General features: G+C 43.3%; 2 protein-coding genes. Both read left to right on the top strand.

Features of this window, described 5'->3' with window-relative positions; all coding sequences use genetic code 11:
* Position 1 precedes the first annotated feature (1 nt).
* On the top strand, positions 2 to 9,976 hold the full coding sequence (locus ENH88_RS21920) for a non-ribosomal peptide synthetase (protein ID WP_304185598.1): 9,975 nt from the start codon (positions 2 to 4) through the stop codon (positions 9,974 to 9,976).
* A complete protein-coding gene (locus ENH88_RS21915) occupies positions 9,976 to 22,110 on the top strand; it encodes a non-ribosomal peptide synthetase (protein WP_304185597.1) in 12,135 nt (4,044 codons plus the stop codon). The genes ENH88_RS21920 and ENH88_RS21915 overlap by 1 nt, the downstream gene beginning before the upstream one ends.
* The last annotated feature ends 12 nt before the right edge of the window (positions 22,111 to 22,122 follow it).

The following is a 22,122-nucleotide window of genomic DNA, read 5'->3' as shown; positions in this document are numbered from 1 at the left end:
CATGGATAATGTAGCAATTAAAACTTTACTGGCCGAATTGGACGCACAAGGTATCTACGTTTATTTGCAAGATGGGCGGTTAAAGTTACGAAGTAAGTTAACGACAGTCCCAGCGCCAGAACTGGCAAAGATCAAAGCATCTAAGGATGAGCTGATTGCCTATATGCAACGTCATCATCAGCAACAAGGGGATTTATCAAGTGCGCAACAACGTATTTGGTTTATTGATCAATATGAGCAACAGTCAACTGCATACAATATGTGTGGTCTGTTGCAGCTGTCAGACTCATTGACAATAAATGAACTACAGCAGGCATTTGACACATTGTTGGCTCGCCATCAAATATTAACAACGCAATTTTTTAACACCGAGCAAGGTGTTGTGCAGCGGGTTAATAGCCAGTTGCGCTTAGCATTGAATACACTAGATATAGCAGGGCATGAAATACCCACACAAATAGTTGAAAAATTACACGATGAATTAAGTTACCGCTTTGATCTGGAAAATGATTTACTGATACGTGCAACGTTAATTGGCCACTCAGGTGCAGGTAAATGGTTATACATTGCGATGCATCATATTATTGCCGATGGTTGGTCTGTGCGGCTTTTGGTGCAAGAATTATTGGCGATACTTACAAATAATAATACCGTTAATAATGCGGCTGCATGTAAACCGTTACAGTATTTAGATTATGTACATTGGCAAGGTCAGTTTAAACAATCAGCTATATATCAACAGCAGCTAAGTTATTGGCAACAAGCGCTAACAGGGATGGAGTTATTTGAGCTGCCAACGAGTTATCCTCGTGATAAACAAAAAACCTATCAAGGCAAGAGCCAGCACAGTGTTATCGATACACGGCTGGTTACCGAATTTGATAGTTGCTGTCAGCAATTAACGGTGACTCGGTTTGTCGGGCTGTTAAGTGTGTTTTATGTACTATTACAGCGCTATAGCCAAAAGCAGGATATTACGGTTGCGGTGCCGGTGTTGAATCGTGAACAGCCCGAATTTGAGAATGTTATAGGGTGTTTTATCAATACCTTGCCGATGCGACAAATGGTGTCACCGCAGAGCTCTTTTGCACAATTAATAGCGCAAACCAAAGTGCTAGTGGCGCAAGGGCTCGCAAATCAAAGTGTGGCAGTTGAAGATATTATCGAAACACTTGGCTTAGCTAAATCGTCAGCACATTCAGCCTTATTTCAAATACTGTTTAATTATAACGGTGTAGATACCGGTACTGTGGAAGTCGCAACATTGTCGGCTAAATTGTTGCCATTAGATAACGGTACTGCAAAATTTGATTTAACCCTGAATGTAAGTGAATCAGAGCAGGGCTTAGAGATTAGTTTTGATTATTGCAGTGCGCTATTTGATGACCATGTTATTCAGCAAATGAGCAATGATTTTAATCAGTTAGTTATATCTCTTGGCAATAACGCAGCACAAACTATTGCAACCGTTGAGTTACCCTCTGCGCGTTATGCCAGCCAGTTGCTAGGGCGTAAAAAAGCTCATGAAAAAGTCAGCAGTGATGTGCTTGCATTACCTGTACAGGTGATAAAGCAGGCTGAGCTTAGCGCTGAAAAAATAGCCTGCATTGAAGCTGACCAACATGGCAAAACAGCACGAAGTTTGAGTTATCAACAATTAGTGCAACAAAGCGCAGCACTCGCCAGCCATATTTTAGCGTTGCAAACTCATCACCAACAAACAACTTCAGCACCCATTGCATTATTGGTATCTCGCTCAATCGATGCCTTATTAACGATGTTTGCACTATTGCAAACAGGCCGTGCTTACTTACCGATTGAGCAAGGCACGCCAGTGGCGCGTATTGCGGAAATTTTACAGCAGGCAGGCTGTGAATATTTAGTAACATTTGCTGATACAGCGCTCGAAAAGCAAGCAGTTACGGTATTAAATGAGCAACAGATTACATTATGGCCGTTTGCGCAGCTGTTAAAAGCGGCGGTTAATGCAACTGACTTACCCAAGTTAAACCTTGCTGATGGCGCGTACGTGATATTTACCTCAGGCTCAACAGGCACGCCAAAAGGGGTAGAAATTAATCATGCTGCATTAGCGCACTATGTACAAAGTATTACTAAGCGGCTTGAATTTAATAATGATACTAAGTCAGCTGTGGTGACAGGGCTGGCGACCGATCTTTGTTTAACTGGCATATACCCAGTATGGGCGAATGGCGGCACTGTGGTATTAATTTCGCCACATGTAAAAAGTGATCCTGTTGCGATTGTCGATACGTTCAGTGAGCAAGCAATTAACTTTTTAAAGATCACTCCCAGCTTTGCTGCTGAACTATTAGCCACTATTGCTACGAGTCAAACACCTCGCGCACCTCTGCAACAGTGGGTGTTAGGGGGGGAATCATTAACAGCGCAATTAGTTGCGCAAATTCGGGCGCTTTATCCAAGCGCTAAATTAATCAATCATTATGGGCCGACAGAAACCTGCATTGGCGTGACTAGCTATGAAATTGAGGATCATCAAACTGCTGAGCAGATGAGTTATCCTATCGGTAGCGCGCTTGCGCATGTTGAACTTGCCATACTAGATGCACACCACGAGCCCGTTGCTATGGGCATGCCTGGACAGCTTTACATTGGTGGTGAGAGTTTAGCAACTGGTTATATTCGTGCAGCGGAGCAGACTGCGCAAAGTTTTGTCATGCTTAACACCACCAAGGGACAACAGCGTTATTATTGCTCTGGTGATAATGTCCGATTGCGCAAAGACGGTACGCTGGAATATTTAGGGCGTTTAGATAAGCAACCTAAAATTAGAGGCTTTCGAGTTGACTTACTTGATATTGAGGCAAAGTTAACGGCTTTATCTGTGGTTAAGAATAGTGCTGTGATTTGTCGTGAAATTGCCTCTGCGGATACTTTAGTTGCCTACTATGTGGCATCTGCTGAAGGCCAGCAATTAACTGCTGAGGCCTTACAACAACGGATCAAAACAGACTTAAAGTGTGTATTACCAGAGCCGATGATCCCCAGTTTCTTTGTGTTGCAAGAGCAATTACCTTATCTTGAAAATGGCAAAGTTGATCGTAAATTTTTACAACAACAAATGGTACGCAGCAGCGATACTTTTGTCGCACCAAAAACGCTAATGCAGCAGCAAGTAGCGGCGTTATTTGCACAGTTAACGGGCTTTGCTAGGGTGGGTCTAGAAGATGACTTTTTTGCAATCGGTGGGCATTCCTTACTAGCAATTAGATTACTTAATCAAATTCGCCAGCAGTTTGGCGTTTCATTGTCACTTAAAGACATCTTCAATCATGCAACCGTTGAGGAGTTAGCCCAGTATTTAACCGGTAGTGAACAAACCAGCTCCAAGGTGCAATTACCACATAGTGAGTTAGCTGGGGAACAGCCGTTGTCATTTTCTCAGCGGCGTATTTGGTTTGTTGATCAGCTGCAAGGACACAGCCGTCAATATAATTTACAGGGCGTGTTTACGCTGCGCGGTGATGTTGATGTGGTGGCATTGCAGCAGGCATTTAAAGATATCATTAAGCGCCATACGATCCTAAGTTATAACTATAAAAGTACAGCGGATGCACAGCCATGCCAATATTTTAACGGCCATTTAGCTTTTTCGTTGCAACAGCTAGATCTTTGCTCACAAGCAGATCAACAGCAGCTGTTACAGAAGATGATAGTGGATGATTATAATCAGTCATTTGATTTAACCTCACAGCTGATGTTACGGGCAAGCTTGATTAAAATAGCCGAGCACCATTATCAGTTACTTGTTACTGTTCATCATATTGTTGCCGATGGTTGGTCTATTAGCCTGATCTGCCGTGAACTCGCGAGCAACTATAATCGGCATATTGGTATGACAAGCGCCACTGAGTTGCAAACGCTTAAGCATAATTATATTGATTTTGTACATTGGCAGCATAGTATGCAAGCCGATCCTCAGTGGCAAATAAGTATTGACTACTGGCGTCAGCAGTTAGCGCAATTACCTACAGTGCATGAGTTACCGACACAGTACCAGCGAGGTAACGATGTGCTCAGCGGCGGCGGTTTATATAAAACCGTGTTGTCGCCTGCATTAACTGAACAATTAAGATCGTTTATTGCAAACCAAGGTGACACTTTGTTTGTAACCTTACAAACTGTATTTACTTTGTGGTTTAGTCGAGTTTCTGGGCAATCAGATTGTGTGCTAGGTACGCCAGTTGCAGGGCGAGTTGCCGCAGAGCTTGAACCTATTATTGGCAACTTTGTTAACACGCTGGTGTTACGTAATACGGTGTCAGCAGATACATGTTTTAACCAAGCATTAGCTGCTGTAAAAGCAACGTTGAGCGAAGCACTGCTTCATCAACAGATCCCATTTGATCTCTTAGTGGATGAATTAGCCACTGAACGCAGTTTAGCAATTCCCCCGTTAGTACAAGTCATCTTTAGAGTAAACAATACGATAAATGAAAATTTACAGCTAGCAGGGCTGTCAATTACAGCCTTACAGAGCAAGGTGCGTAGCGCTAAACTTGACTTAGAAGTCTCAGTTATAGATAGCGGTGACGTGCTAGAAATTGAGTGGTTATACGACACCGCACTATGGCATCAAGCGAATATAGAGACATTCTTTGCTCAATTTAGTTATGTGTTGCAGCAATGCTTGGCTGATCAAAGCGTCAAGCTCGCAGAGTTAATGCTGTGGAGCCCGAGTCAGCACGCAGCGGCATTATCTCATAGTGACTCAATTGAGATACAAAATACTCAACCATCGCCTTTACATCTGTGTTTTTCGCAGTTTGCAAAGCAGCAACCGCAACACCCCGCAGTAAAATGTAATGGCCAAACCTATAGTTACCTCGCGCTTGAACAACGTGCTAATCAACTTGCCCATTGTTTACTCGAAATGGATTTTGCTGCGCAAAGTCGCATTGCCATTTTGCTGCCATCAGGTGCCGCTATGGTGGTGGCGATACTCGCTATTTTAAAGGCACGTCATGTATATGTGCCGATACACCAAGATACGCCAATAAAGACGTTAAGTTATATTGTTGAAGATGCTGAGTTGATGATGATTTTGACATTGAGTGAGCATGCCGACACGGTGATCAACAGTGGCGCAGATTTTTTGCTCGTTGATGATGTTCTTGATGACGATTCTAATTTCGATGGCTATCCGGTGGAGCAGCCAGATGAACAACTCAGTCACCATGTTAAAGACGATGATTTGAGTTACATTATTTATACTTCTGGTTCGACCGGACGGCCGAAAGGGGTGATGATCAACCATGCCAATTTAGCGGCTTATTTACAGCATGCGGTTGCGCATTATATGCCCGATAATTCAGCCCTCTGTAGCAGCGTATTGAGTACGCCTTTGGCGTTTGATGCAACGGTTACGGCGTTATATCCAGCCTTGATGCAAGGTGGCGTGGTGGAAATTATTGCGCAAGGGGATGAACAGCTAACCCAGTTGACGGAACTACTCTTTACAGCAACAGACGCTAAACTGTTTAAGCTCACGCCAGCTCATTTACGTGCCATTTTGGCATTATCGCAGCACTATTGTGTAAGCAATGTTACCCATACATTGGTGATCGGTGGTGAAGCACTCACAACTGAATTGTTGTTGGCGATCCGTGCAAAGTTACCACTGTGTCGTTGGATTAACGAATATGGACCAACAGAAACTACAGTCGGTTCAAGTACTTTTGTAATTGATCACAGTACCAGTGATGAGGTTTTACTGCGTCATAATGATGTCCCAATTGGTTTAGCTAACGATAATGTAACGCTGTTAGTGGTTGACCAATTTGATCAGCCAGCAGCAGTGAATATGCGTGGTGAATTACTTATTGCAGGACCGATTGTCAGCCCAGGTTACATTAATCAAACTGAGCTTAATAGTACCAGCTTTATTACTTTGCAGCTGCCCAGCCAACAGGGCGAAAAAGTGACCAAGCGTTTTTATAGAACGGGCGACATAGCGTTGTGGCAAGCTGATGAAACAGGTGCTGCTGGTTATTTAAGATACTGTGGACGTAAGGATCAACAGATCAAGCTGCGCGGTTTTCGAGTTGATTTAGCCGCGATTGAGCAGCTGCTCCAGGAACTCCCTGAAGTGGCTGATTGTGCGGTGACGGTTGATAGCAAACAGCAAACGTTAGCGGCACATATTGTTTACCATCAACATGAAAAGCCATTAGCCGTTAACACCATTAAATCGCATTTATCGCATTACTTAGCGCCGTATATGATCCCCGCACACTGTTATGCTATTGCTGTGATGCCACTGACGAAAAACGGCAAGGTTGATAAAGCCAGATTGATAGCTGATGCGCGTAGTTGTTTACAGCCCACTCGCACAACACACAGCAAGCAAGCGCAAACCCCATTACAGCAGTATTTGTTACAGCTGTTTAGTGAGATTTTACTCACTACACATATCGGTTTAGACGATAACTTTTTTGATTTAGGGGGGCACTCGTTATTAGCGATCCGCTTGATTGGTAAGATTCGTGAAACTAAGCAACTTGACATAACATTACCGCAATTATTTAAAACCCCAACGGTTGCAACGTTAGCGCAAGCATTACAAAACTGTGAAAAAATTCAGCCACACCAAGAGATTGTGAAAATATCTCGCCAGCAGGCGCTACCTCTTTCCTATGCACAGCAACGATTATGGCTTATTGATCAAGTGCATAATGAAAGTGTGCAATATCATATGCCAGCGAGCTTTGTGTTTACGGGGACGTTGGATCTGACTGCGTTATCAGGCGCGTTATATGCACTGATTGAACGTCATGAAGTGCTGCGTACTGTTATTATTACACGCGACCAAGGCTCAGCGCCTGAGCAATGCATTAATGAACAGTTTGCGATCCCACTTGAGCTGCACGATTTAAGTATGCTTAATCGCGAACAACAAGATGAGCAATGGCAATCACTGTCGTCACAAGCAAGTAGTAAAGCGTTTGATTTGGCAAGCGACGTTTTACTGCGTGTGGTGGTTGCTAAAATTAGCAATGAGCAAAGTTTTGTGCATTTTAATATGCATCATATTGCAAGCGATGGCTGGTCAATGGCAATTTTAGTTCGCGAGTTTATTGCTTTTTACCAAGCTGCCAGTGTTGAGTCGCAATTTGTTTTACCTGCAGCATTACAGCAACCGTTGGCTATTCAATATGCTGATTTTGCGTATTGGCAGCGTTTAGTTTGCAGTGAAACTGCCTTGCATGAATCACTTTCCTATTGGCGAACTCAGTTAACGGGGGCCCCTTTTGTACATCAATTACCGTTAGAGCAGCCCCGAGCAATCCAACAGCAGTTGCAAGGGCAATGTTTTACCCAGCATTTGTCCGCTGCAACGACTAAAGCTATCCATCAACAATGTGCCACACACGGCGTTACTTTATATATGTGGTTACACACAACCTTTTCCTTGTTAATGATGCGATTGAGTGAAGCGACGGATATTTTAGTTGGCTCTCCAGTTGCTGGTCGTGAACAGCCACAAATAGCTAATCTAATTGGTTTTTTTGTTAATACCTTAGTGATCCGCACCCGCAGTGAAGGACAGCAAAACTTCACGCAGTTATTAATGCAGCAAAAACAGGTGATTTTAGATGCTTTTAAACATCAACAAGTGCCATTTGAACAATTAGTTGAAGTGCTGCAGCCGGAGCGAAACTTAGCACATCATCCTTTATTTCAAATTTTATTTGCACTGCAAAATAATGAAACGAGTGATTTTTCACTGCCAGGTTTACATATTGAAATGCAGCCACACGCAGCACCAAAAATGAAATTTGATTTAGAGGTCAATGCAATTGAGCAAGGCGATGGCATTGAGCTGCAGTGGAATTTTAGTGAGACATTATTTAATGCCAGTAGTATTACTGAATATGCAGCAGCATTCGAGGTATTGATTGATGCGATACTAAGTGACCCTCTTATGCAGTTGCAGCTATTACCGGTAGTGCCAGCAACTAAAAAAAATCTGCTGCTTAATTTATCTTCGCCACCCTATGCAAGGCAAACTCAACCACTTAACCTTGTTGGGCAAATCGCCCGCCAAGCCGTACAATATCCAACACGTAATGCGGTCGCAGGCCCTGATGGTGAGCTGTTGAGTTATGCTGAATTACAGACTCAGTCACAGCTGTTAGCCAGTTATTTACAAGCACAAGGCATAACCGCCGGAAGTAAAGTTGCTTTATGTGTTAGCGCAACGGCACAAATGCTGGTTGCCATGTTAGCGATTTTAAAAACCGGCAGTGCCTATGTGCCGATTGATCCAAAATTACCAGTAGCCAGAGTGCAATTTATTATCGATGACAGTAAAGCACAGTGTTTGATCACACAGTCTGCGTTTGCTAAACAGCATTTAACGGATGAGCTCGGGAGTATTATTGCGCCATTATGTGTATTGCTTGATGAGCCAAACAGTTGGCAGTGTGGCTCACTCAATGGTTCAATAAGTGCACTGCCTGCGTCATATTCGGCGGATGATCTTGCTTATATTATCTATACATCAGGAACCACAGGCACCCCAAAAGGGGTGATGATCAGCCATGCTAATTTAGCCTGTTACTTAGCACATGCACAGTGTGAGTATCTATCAGCTGCGTTAACAACCAGCGTGGTGAGTACGCCATTGGCATTTGATGCCACGGTTACTTCGTTGTGGGCACCTTTACTAATGGGTATCAGTATTACACTACTTGCTGATGATGAGCAGATGCTTGAGCAGCTTGCAAAGCAGATATTCAGCTCTCAAGCCTGTTTATTTAAAGTCACTCCTGCGCATTTACAAGGCTTACTTGCGTTTGCTCCAGCGGCTGCCGTTGCAACCGCACATGTGGTTGTCATTGGTGGTGAAGCATTACCCACTCAGTTACTTAAATCGTTAACTCAGTATTTGCCAAATTGCCAGTGGGTGAATGAGTACGGCCCAACTGAAGCAACGGTAGGTTGCAGTGTTTATCATTGCGAGCAAAAGCAAATTAGCGAGCTTGAACGGCGTAAAATGGCCCAAGTGCCAATCGGTCGGGCGATTGCAGATAGTCAGTTGGTGATACTAGATGAGCATCAACAATTAACCGCAGTGGGCGCCATTGGCGAGCTTTATATTGCCGGTGACAATGTTGCTCAAGGGTATTTAAATCAAGCGAGTTTAACGGCGCAATGTTTTGTGTGGTTACCTTTTGGGCATCAGCAAGCGGTGCAACGATTTTATCGTACCGGGGATAAAGTGCGTTGGTTGCTTGATAAACATGGCCAACCAGAACAGCTACTATTTTGTGCTCGAGTGGATGAACAAATTAAATTACGCGGTTATCGCATTGAGCCGGGCGAAATAACAGCACAGTTAATCCAGCATAAAGAGATTAGTGAGGCATCTGTAATATTAAATAAAGACACTGCAAACCTTGAGGCTTACTTAGTGTTTACGCCACACAGTTCAGTGATCACAGCGTTTGGGCATGAGCAGCAAATAACACTTTTAGACGCACAGCAACAGGCTATGCTTAGCAACTACCTGGCGAACTATTTACCTGCTTATATGGTGCCAACAAAATGGCATGCGATAAGCGCTATTCCCCTGACATCTAACGCAAAAGTTGATAGTAAACAACTACTGCAATGGGGCCAATCAGTCGCAGTAGCAACTGAAAATGTACCACCGCGTAATGACTTAGAAGCTGCCTTGGTCGATATTTTTGCTGCGCAGTTACAAGTTGACTCTGTTGGTATTACCGATAACTTTTTTGCGCTGGGTGGGCATTCATTATTAGCAACGCAATGTATGGCGTTGCTCAAGGCGCGGTTACAAGTTGATATCCCTGTGAAAATACTGTTTGAAAGGCCGACCATTGCGGCTATTGCTAGCTGGTACGCTATTCATCAAGCCGCTAATAAAGCCATGAGTGAAAATGATAACTCAGAAGAGATGTTTTTGTGATGGAAAATAAACTGCTAGAAATTGAAGAGTTAATCGCAGATGCTTTACGAGCAGGTGTTACTTTGTATGAAAAACAAGGTGCTTTAGCATTTACACAAAGTAACGGTTTTCCAAGTGAACTTAAAGCTCAGATCACTGAGCATAAAGCGGCGATTATTCGCTATTTTCAGCAACAACAATCAGTGGTTACGTTGCCAAGTAATATGGACGCAATTGCCATCGCTGCGCGAGATAGGTGTTTGCCTTTGAGCTTTGCTCAACAAGGCTTATGGTTTATTGAGCAGTTACAAGGCAGCCAACAATATTATATGCCTGCTGAGTTTACCCTAAAAGGCCACATAGATGTGCCGTTGTTACGCACGGCAATCAACCAGATTGTTGAACGCCATGAAATATTACGCAGTCAGTTTATAACTGATCCGCAAGGTATACCGTATGTGCAAGTAACAGACACTTTTGTGACGCCTTTTCAGTGGCTTGATGCAGCAATATTCCCAGTTGCACAGCGACAAAGCCAAATAACAGCGGCGCTGATACAACATCAAGCTCAGCCATTTGATTTGACTCGAGATGTATTACTGCGGGTGCTATTGGTATCTGATAATGAGCAACATTATTTAGCATTTAATATGCATCATATTGTTAGTGATGGCGCGTCAATGCAAATACTTGCTCAAGAATTACAAACCATTTATACGCAACTACTGCAAGGTGATGTCGAATTAGACCCCTTACCAATTCAATATGCTGATTACGCTGCGTGGCAACGAAATACCTTAACAGCAGAGTACTTTACAGCAGCAATTAATTATTGGCGTACGACACTTGGCGATCTTGAACCGTTGCAATCATTACCAACTGATAAAGTTAGATCGAGTGTTCAACAGCAGTCTGGGTTAGTTTATCGGCAACGCTTAAGTCACTCGTTAGTTGAAAAAATACAACAACATGCGGCGAGTCAATCAGTCACACCATTTATGTGGTTGTTAAGTAGCTTTATGTTATTTATTGGCCGTATTAAACAAACAGAGCAGGTACTGATCGGCACGCCAACTCAGGGCCGTGAGCATCCACAGCTAAACGATTTAATCGGTTTATTTGTTAATACCTTAGTGATGCATGGTGTATTGTCGGATGAATTAACGTTTAATGTATGGTTGCAGCAACAAAAAGAACGTATTTTACAGTCGTTTGAATATCGCAATATGCCATTTGATAAACTGGTTGAAGGGCTCAATTGTCAACGCGATTTAAGTCATCATCCTTTAGTACAAATCTTCTTCACTTTAACTGTTGATGAGCAACCAACCTTCCAGCTACCGGGTGTTGAAATAGCTGAGGCTCGCAGTGCAGTGCGAGAGCACCACAGCGCAGTAAAATGTGATTTGGAGCTTAATGCGGTTATCGATAACCAAGGTTTAACAGTCACTTGGAAGTTTGATGAAGCACTTTATGAGCTTGCGACAATTACTCACTGGGCAGATAGTTTTGCCGTATTATTAGCAAACATTGTTGCTGCACCGGATAGCCAAATCTCAAAATTGGCATTGCTTGATGAACGGCAGATGCAGGCATTAACTGACGCTGCCACATCGCAGCAAGCGGATAGTACAAGTTGGGATCAAAGCGCCAGTATCGTGAGTGTATTTGAACAACAAGCAAACAGATTTGCTGACCAATTGGCGCTGGTTGATGAGTACGAGACACTCACTTATAAACAGCTTAATGAACGGGCAAATCTACTTGCCAGAGTATTATTAAGTCAGGGTGTTGAAGCGCAAGATATGCTGCCAGTGAGCGTGACCCGTAATGTTAATTTGGTGGTGACGTTATTAGCGGTGCTAAAAGCTGGCGCTGCTTATGTGCCTATTGACCCTAATTACCCTCGCGATCGGATCAGTTACATTGTTGATGATGTCCAGAGCCACTTAGTGTTGTGTGATAACAGTAGTATCGAGTTGTTTTCGCAGCATAACTTAACGTGCATAAATATTGATGATAGCGCGATCTACACAGCTATTAATCAGATTAGTGCTACACAAAACCTCGAGTTAGCTATTTGCTCATCCCACTTAGCGTATATGATTTACACCTCTGGCACCACTGGACGGCCTAAAGGTGTGCAAATTGAACACCGCCAAGTGATCCGGTTATTGTGCGTACAGCCGAGTTTATTTGATTTTAATGAGCATGATGTATGGACGCTGTTTCATTCATTTTGTTTTGATTTTTCGGTGTGGGAAATGTACGGCGCGTTACTTTTTGGTGGACGCTTAGTTATTGTGGATGCGGATACCGCAAAAGACAGTGATGCATTTGCAGATTTATTGCTAGATCAACACGTCAGTGTGCTAAATCAAACCCCCAGTGCTTTTTATGCGCTACAAACAGCAATGCTAACCAAGCCTTCGCAGCGGATACAGCAGAGCAAAATTAGATACGTTATTTTTGGTGGCGAAGCATTACAGCCCGTTAAGTTGGCCCCTTGGGCAAAACGCTTTAGCGACTGCCAACTGATCAATATGTATGGCATTACTGAAACAACGGTTCACGTTACTTTCAAGCGTTTACATGACGCAGATCTAGCGTGTGGCGCAAGCAATATTGGTCGGCCAATTCCAACGACCAGTTGCTACGTTTTAGATAAGTATCGTCAGTTACTGCCTGTTGGTGCCGTTGGTGAGCTATATGTAGGAGGGGATGGGGTTTGCAGGGGATATTGGCGCCGTGATGAGCTCAATGCTGAGCGCTTTGTGGCAGATACATTTTCAGCGAACGCAGCTAAAAAACTATATAAAACAGGTGATTTAGTACGTCAGTTAGCAACTGGCGAATTGAGTTATATGGGTCGTATTGACGACCAAGTAAAAGTACGCGGTTACCGTATTGAACTGGGTGAAATAGAAAACCAGTTACGTGGCCACCCTAAGCTTAGCAGCGCAACAGTATTACTGAATACTGCACAGCCGACTAATCCGCGGATCAGCGCATTTGTTATCGTTAAAAATGATGCCGTATTTGCGGCACTCACCAGTGAAGTGCAACAGTTTTTACGTACCACATTACCCGAGTTTATGCTGCCAACGAATGTTATTGCCGTGGCGCAGATGCCATTAACGGTGAACGGTAAAATTGATAAAAAAGCACTCTTAGCGCTGGATCAATTACAGCTTAAAGCAACGGCAGATGAGCCTCCCCGATCGGATGACGAACAAGCAATCGCTGCGGCATTTGAGGCGATATTAAAGGTTTCAAATGTCGGTCGGCAAGGGAACTTTTTTGAATTGGGTGGGCATTCATTATTAGCTAGCCAATTAGTGAGTCACTTAGCACAACACGCTCAGTTGTCGATTACTTTAGCTGATCTGTTTTACGCACCGCAGGTGCATACACTCGCGTTAGCGGCTGCGCGCAATAAAGCCGCCAATTACACTGTTGCATCAGCGGTTATCCCGAAAGTGCAATCAGCAACGCCTTTGCCGTTATCTTTTGCTCAACAACGATTATGGACCATAGATCAATTGCAGCCGGGAAACGTGCAATATCATATGCCAGCTAATTTTGAACTACATGGTTTGCTTGATATTGATACATTTCAACGCGTGTGTGACGCTATCGTGCAGCGTCATGAAGTGTTGCGAACGTTGCTCACCGTCGATAAAGCAAACTTACCTCAGCAGGTGATCCAAGATACATTTGCGTCGGTGTTAAAGGTCATTGATGCCAGTGAACTTAACGATGAACAACAGCAACGACTGTGGTTAAAAACGCTGCGCGATGACAGCCAAACTGCCTTTGATTTAAGTTGTCAGTTACCGCTGCGTATTATTTTAGTTAAGCTGCATGCACAGCATTGGAAGTTACGGGTAAATATCCATCATATTGCCTCTGATGCACATTCTTTGGCAATATTAGTGAGTGAATTTGAAGCGTTTTATCAAAGCTTTACGAGCCAAACTCGGTTGCCTGAAAAGCTTGCGCAACCTTTATCAATTCAATACGGGGATTATGCTCATTGGCAGCGTAGTCAGTTACACCAGCAGCAGTTAGATAAACACCAAGCATTTTGGTTACAACAGTTACAAGATGCCCCACCGATACATCAAGTACCGCTGGATAAAGTGCGCCCTAAACAGCTCATGTCCGCTGGTGCGAGCTATCAAATACAGCTAGATAAAACCACAGTTACGGCGATCCACAGGCAATGCCAGCAGTTTGATGTGAGCTTATTTATGTGGCTGCATAGTGCTTATGGCGCATTTGTAGCTAGGTATAGTCAGTGTGATGATGTTGTCATTGGTGCGCCATTTTCAGGGCGTTCACAAACGCAACTAACTCCCTTAATTGGATTCTTTATTAATACACTGCCGATCCGCTGTCAATTGCGCGAAGGTATGTGTTTTGCAGAGCTACTGGCACAGCAAAAACAATTAATTGTTGCCGTTGGTCAGCATCAAGCCATGCCCTTTGAAAAAATTGTTGATGCTTTGCAGTTACCGCGTGGCATGAGTCAGCAGAGTATTTTTCAGCTTACATTTTCGTTAAACCCAGCCTTAAATACACAGTTTAAATTACCTAATATACAGGTTGCAGCGATTGATGAGCAGCCACCGCAAGTAAAATTTGATATTGAGTTGGCATGTAGCGAAGATGACGGTGAGTTACGCTTTAGCTGGGCTTATAACGCGGCGTTATTTACCCCACAAACAATTCAAACCATGGCTACGGCATTATGTACTTTAATTAGGTCATTCACCGCCGATCCGCAGGTTGCTATACAGTCAGCTGCAATGTTGACAGATAAACAGCGGCATAACTGCCTGCTCAAAGGTGAGCAACGGCTAAATACGCCAGTTGCAACCGTCATAGATGCATTTACTGCTGTAGCCGAACAGCAAGCTAAAACTGACACTGGCGTTATAGAGGCAGCCTCAGGGCAATTTGCGAGTTATCAGCAAATTCATCAGCGTAGTGAATTATTGGCAAAATACTTGATACAGCAAGGCTTACAAGCTGAACAGCCTGTTGTTGTAAGCATGCAAAGCGGTATTGACTTGATAGTTGCATTGCTAGCAATCATGAAAGCGGGTGGCTGTTATGTGCCTGTTGATCCGAATTATCCAGTATCTAGAATTGCTTATATTATCAAGGATTGTGGTGCGCAGTGGCTGGTTACTCACACTGCATTTGCTACGCTGTTAGAAGATAACTGTGGTACGAACAGCCAGCTTATTTGCCTTGATGATGAGCAATTTAAGCACACGCTAAACCTTGCAAGTAATACGTTAAACCAAGTGCAATTACCCAAAGTAGAGGCGGCGCAATTAGCGTATGTCATTTATACATCAGGCACAACGGGTAACCCTAAAGGGGTGATGATCCCCCACCAAGGGCTGAGCAATTTATGCCGCTGGCATCAACGCGCATTTGCGGTTGATAAATCAAGTATTGCCAGTCAAACAGCAAATATCGCGTTTGATGCTGCAAGCTGGGAGATCTGGCCTTATTTAAGCGTCGGGGCAAAGCTGGTGATTGTGCCGCGAGTAAGCTTAGATAACCCGCAAAAATTAGCGCAATTACTTGATGAACATCATGTGAGTCACTGCTTTTTAGCCACTCCAATCGCTGAAATAATGTTGGCAGATCACGCTTTTACGCCTGCTACTTTGCGTTATTTACTGGTTGGCGGCGACAAGTTAAAAACATGCACCCCAGCTACAAAACCGTACCGTATTATTAATAATTATGGCCCTACAGAGACCTCAGTTGTGGCCACCTCGGCTGAGGTTAGTAACACAACGACAGAGCCGGAAATGGCTCCCGATATAGGTTATGCGATTGATAATGCAGAGTTGTTAATTGTTGATCAGCAGGGGCAACCGGTTGTGCCTGGCATGATTGGTGAATTATATATCGCTGGTGCAGGATTAGCGCGCGGCTATTTGAACCGTCCAGAGCTTACCGCACAGCGTTTTATTTATTTAACGACCGTTGCAGAGCAACAACTGCGAGCCTATCAAACCGGTGATTTGGTTAGGCAATTAAATAACGGCCGTATTGCCTACATTGGCCGCAATGATGCACAAGTTAAATTACGCGGTTACCGTATTGAATTGTCTGAAATTGAGTATCAGTTACGTGCCATTGCAGGCGTAACGGATTGTGTTGTTAGCGTGTGTGAATTGGCTGAAGGCCATAAACAGCTGCTGGCTTTTATTGTCACGCCACAGATAAGTGACTCGCTCCAAGCGCAATTTAAGCGCCAAAGTATAGCAAGTCTTAAAGTGAAGTTACCGGATCACATGATACCGAGTGAGCTTATTCAGGTAGATGAAATTCCCCTGACGGCACATGGCAAAATAGATCATCTGCAATTACATAAACAGCTAAGAACAGCAAGCGAACAAACTGTTACGCAGCAATTAACTCAAGTTCCAGCAGCACCACAAGCAAGCGGATTAAGCAGCTTATTACTCACTTTGTATCGACAAGTATTAAATCAGCCGATGCTGCAAGTTGATGATGATTTTTTTGCGGCGGGAGGGGACTCAATCCTCAGTATTCAAATTGCCAGTCGGGCAAGAGCGCAAAATATTAGTTTGTCAGTAGCTGATATTTTTAACTTTAGTACCGTTGCAGTGCTAGCTGAGCAATTGGTACACCAGCAGCCACAACGGAAACAGGTTGAGCCACAGCAAAGCTTTTCAGGCGCATTGCCATTACTTCCCATTCAACATTGGTTTTTTGAACAACAATTTGTAGCAGCCAATCATTGGAACCAGTCACTCTTACTCAGTGTTGATAAAACAGTGACTGTGCAACATATTAAAGAGTTAACACGCGCTTTATTAGCACACCATGATGGTTTGCGGTTAGTCGTTGATGATAAAGGCCTGCAACCGCAATTATCGATAAAACCGCAGCTAAGTGCCGATCACGTTTGCCACTTTATTGATTTAGCTGAGCACAAAGATGATTGGTCTCAAGCATTAGCGAAAGTGTGTGAAGTGCAACAAGGAGCGTTTCGTTTTGATGGCACTGCATTGTTGCAAATCTGCCATATAAAAACCCCAGCTCAGCAAACTGATAACCGCTTGCTGATCATCGCTCATCACTTATTAATTGATGGTGTAGCTTGGCGGATTTTGCTGGAAGATATTAACCAAGCGTTGTTATCAGCAACATTACAGCAGAGTATTTGTTTTGCTTCTCGTACTGCTAATTTATATGACATTAGTCAATTTTTAATTGCGCAAGGTAAAGATGAAGATGATTTAAAACAGTGGCAAACATTGGTTGCTGTGGCGAGTAAGCCCAGCTTTTTTAGTTTTGCAACGCCGCCAGAGCCAATCAAAAAACAACTGCAACAACATACATTAACGCTCCCTTGTGCAGTTACGCAGCAGCTCTTGACGACAGCAAATAGACCTTATAATACCAGTATTCAAACGTTATTGTTGGCCGCTTTACAATGGTCTGCTGTTAGTCATTATGGTTTAGACGATCATCTTATTATTCTTGAAGGGCACGGCCGCGAATTACTTAATAAGCAACTTGATAGTACTCGAACGCTTGGTTGGTTGACTGCTATGTATCCATTTCGGTTATTTAGCAATACGCCAAATATTGCCGATCTGATCTGTGATATGAAAGAGCAATTAGCCAGTCTATCGACTAAAGCGAGCCGCTATGGAGCCTTACGTTATTATCATCCTGATGAGGAGATCCGCCAATCGTTGACTATTTCGACGGAGGATCATCTATTTTTTAATTATTTAGGCCAGCTAGATAGTGCGCTGCAACATAATGGTTTATTAGCTGATGCGCCAGAATCCGCGGGCAGTTTACATAGCCAACATAATCACGCCTACTATGCTCTGCAATTAACGGCAGCAATAGTCAATGAGCAATTATCGATGCATCTGGAGTATGATGCTGCCCGCATAGCGGAAGCCGATGTCGCTTCATTTATGACGCATTATCAAGCAAGTATTATGACGGTGCTTGAACATTGTCTACAAGACGACATTAAGCGCCATACGGTAAGTGATTTTCCACTTTTGCCAACGATGGCAAATCATCAGTTACAGCATTTATTAGCCCCTTTTCAGCAATCAGCCATTGTTGATATTTACCCGCTGAGTGCACTACAAGAAGGCATGTGGTTTCACAGTCAACGAACTGGTGAAGTAGCACAACCTAGTGCTTATTATGAACAAACGACGTTGTTACTTGAGGGCGCGCTTGACATCGAAGCTTTCGAGTATGCATGGCACCAGCTACTTGATACACATAGCATATTACGCACTGCGTTCGTGGCAAGCCCGGTGGGACCGGTGCAAATAGTGGTTGATAAATACCAAGTACCATTGCGGGTTGACTCAGTAACTGAAGCAGTGCTTGATGAGCAAGCCTATATTACTGCTATTGCAGATCAACAATACCAACAAGGTATTGATCTAGCTGCGGCACCTTGTATGCGCTTACGTTTGCTTGCATTGAGTGAACGTAAAATGGCATTTATCTGGACATACCATCATTTGATCATGGATGGCTGGTCATTACCTGTTTTGTTTTCAGAGTTATTACAGCATTACCAGGCTCGCCTTGCAGGGCATAGTTTATCTCTAAAAAAAGATAATTATAGCGACTATATTAAATACTTACAGCAACAAGATAAAACAACCGAGCAACAATTTTGGCAAGGTTATTTAGCCAATATAGATGAAGCAACATTATTGGTTGAGCATATTGCGCAGCGTAAGCAAGGCGATGATATCAACACGATGACTGAACAAACCTTAGTACTTGAGCCTGAATTGTGTTCACAACTGGTTGAGTTTGCTCGTCAACAGGGTTTAACAGTGAATCATTTACTGCAAGGTGCATGGGGTTACTGGCTGAGTGTTTGTTGTAATTCAGAGCATGCCTTATTTGGGCAAACGGTATCCGGGCGACCAAGCCAACTTGCTAATGTTGAACAACGGGTTGGTTTATACATTAATACCCAAGCGGTGTTGTTAACCACAACGGGTGAGCAGTCGGTGTTAGCGTATTTAAAATCAGTTAAGCAAAGCTTATTAGCGGTGTCTGACTATGCCCATACTCCATTAACCCAAGTACATAACTACAGTAATATTGCTAATGGCAGTCCCTTGTTTGATGCTTTGTATGTATTTGAAAATTTCCCGACAGATCCACTGGCAGAAATTGCAAATATGCCATTTAAGGTGCTAGCGAATGACAGTAAAGATCATACGCATTATGCAATGACTTTAGTTGTTGGCCAAGCTGAGCAACTCTCACTGACTTTGAGTTATCAAAGCGCACTATTTAATGACTCGCTTGCCAGTCATTGCTTGGCTATGTTGCAGCAGTTATTACAGGCGTTTGTAATGACACCAGAGCAGCTATTGTCTAGCTTAGCAATTGATTTAGTAGATCATCAATTTACAACAGGTATCGATAAGCTCACTGAGTTTAGTTTACCAGCTAAGCAAGTGGCAGCTGTAAGCTGGGATATCGAAACAACGTTGCAGCAACGATTTAGCCAAATTGTGGCAAGTTATGGTGAGTTAACAGCGCTGGAATATTACCATGCTGACAACAACCTACCAGTTAAAACAATGAGTTATAATGAGCTGGATGCAGCCGCTAACAGACTGGCTAATTACTTACTCACACATACGCTAGACTCTGACCAAGCTTTGCGCATCGGGATCTGTTTAAACCCTGGTTGCGATTTGATTGTCGCTATTTTAGCGAGTTTAAAGATCGGTGCGGCTTATGTACCGATTGCACCTAGTTTACCGCTAAAAAGGCGGCAGTTTATGGCCGCAGATGCAGAGCTTGCAGTATTGCTAACGTGCGAAGCAGACTGGCAGGGCGCATTACCGCCAACAGTTAACATCGATCTTCATAGTTGTGCTGCGGCACTTGCTTTACAACCTAATTGCAGCCCAATAGTAACTTATACGCCGGATGATTTATGTTATGTGATCTATACCTCAGGTACAACTGGGGTGCCAAAAGGGGTTATGGTTGAGCAACACAGTGTTATTAACTATGTGCAGTGTTTACAACAAAATTATGCGATCAGTTCGCACGATAATTACTTACAGTTTGCAAGTTGCAGCTTTGATGTATTTGCAGAGGAAGTTTTTTGTACTTTGCTAAGCGGTGCCACTTTAGTGATGGCCGATCAACAAAAACTACTCGATACCCAGTATTTAGCTAAACTATCGCAGTACAGTCAATTAACCTTGATGAGTTTACCCACAGCCTATTGGCATCAATTAGCTGCAGCGCCAGTCACACTTGGCGAACAATTACGCATTATCACAATTGGTGGAGAGCAAATGCAAGCGGCAAGGTTGCAGCAATGGCAAGCTTATTACAGTAATAACATTATTTTGATCAATGCTTATGGACCGACAGAAGCAACTATTTCTGCAACATTAATTGCGGTAACTGATTATACGGGTTCTGAAATACCGATTGGCCAACCAGTGGCAGGGCTGCAATTACACATCCTAGATAAATATTTAAGAGCGGTTCCCTATTATGTGAGTGGGCAGCTGTACCTCAGTGGCAAAGGGTTAGCAAGAGGCTACCTTAACGATGTAAAGAAAACGGCTGCTGCATTTATTATTGAACCAAACAGCGGCGTTAGGTTATATAAAACGGGTGATAAAGTGCGTTGTACAAATACCCAAGAAGTAATTTTCTTAGGGCGTTTAGATGAACAAGTTAAAATTCGCGGCTATCGTGTTGAGTTACCCGAAATAGAACGTCATTTACTTGCGCTACCACAAATAAACGCCTGTGCTGTGGTGGTTCGTAAAGATAACAGTGGTAATGAACAGCTAGTTGCATTTGTTGATGTGGGTGATCAAGAACGAGCCAGTGAGCCACTAATTCGTAGTTTAGCGGGTGTTTTACCAGCGTATATGGTGCCACAGAATGTTCAATTTGTTGATAACTTACCCTGTACAAATAATGGCAAAATCGATCGAAAGCAGCTTAGTAAAACAGCGCAACAATTAAGTAGCCAGAATGACTTTTCATACAGTGCGCCGATCACGCCATTGCATAAATTATTGGTTGAACAATTTAGTCAGTTGTTAAACATAGAGCAAGTGGGGATCAATGATGATTTCTTTATGCTAGGTGGTCATTCATTACTAGCAATGCGCTTGGTATCGCAATTGAGCTATCAGATGCAGTTAACGGTGCCCATTGATATGTTATTTCGCCATCGTACTGTAAACGGCTTAGCTGAGGCAATTGAGCAATTACAAAAAAGCAACGCTGCTGATCTTCAGTCGACAACTTTAGTTTGTTTACAGGCCGGTGAACAAGGGTTTCAGCCGGTGATTTTAGTCGCCGGTGCGGGAGGATTACTGATGATCTATCAAGCATTAGTTAATCAACTGGATCAACGTATTCCAGTTTATGGTTTGCAGCCCGATCTGATCGCTTTAGAACCCGATATTATTAATTCCTTATCACTGACCGCACACCATTACTGCAACGCATTAATTGAACAGGGGGTAGACGCTAATATTCACTTGGTTGGTCATTCATTTGGAAGCTTTGTGATTCATCAAATGGCGCAGCAATTAGTACAGCGTAATAAAGCCCCAGCCTCACTGCTAGTTATTGATACGCCTATGCCTAATGTTGCGGTGCTAAACCTGCAAGATAGGCAAATAGCAGCGTTACTAATCGCGAACCTGAGTGAATTTTTTCAATTGCACTTAACTGACGATGAGCAGCAGTTATATTGCACGCTTGCTGATGAGCAACAAACACAGTGGTTAAGTAAACATTTAGCCACTGCGGGCTACCAGTTCAGTGCTCGTCAATTGCAGGCACTGCAATGCGTATATAAAGCGCAGTTACAAGCAAAGGTAGCAATAAACGATGAGTTACTTGAGGTGCCGCTGATGGTCATAAAAGCACACGATACTAAAGAGTTTGCAGGCCAATTGCTTACTGATGATATGGGCTGGCGAGTTGTTAACCCAGATCTTGCGGCAATAGAGATCACAGGTAATCACCTGTCAATCTTACAGTATCAGCATGTTGGTGCAATCGTTAAACAAATTGCAAGTAAATATACGCTTTGTTAACAAGTGGGGGAG

Source organism: Pseudoalteromonas prydzensis (genome assembly GCF_011050055.1).
Classification (GTDB): Bacteria; Pseudomonadota; Gammaproteobacteria; order Enterobacterales; family Alteromonadaceae; genus Pseudoalteromonas; species Pseudoalteromonas prydzensis_A.
The sequence above is the reverse complement of the archived record's forward strand: the minus strand, read 5'-3'. Positions and strand labels throughout refer to the sequence as shown.

Coding starts and splice junctions, on each gene's coding strand:
- ENH88_RS21920 (WP_304185598.1), top strand. CDS start 2: ATGGATAATGTAGCAATTAAAACTTTACTGGCCGAATTGGACGCACAA.
- ENH88_RS21915 (WP_304185597.1), top strand. CDS start 9,976: ATGGAAAATAAACTGCTAGAAATTGAAGAGTTAATCGCAGATGCTTTA.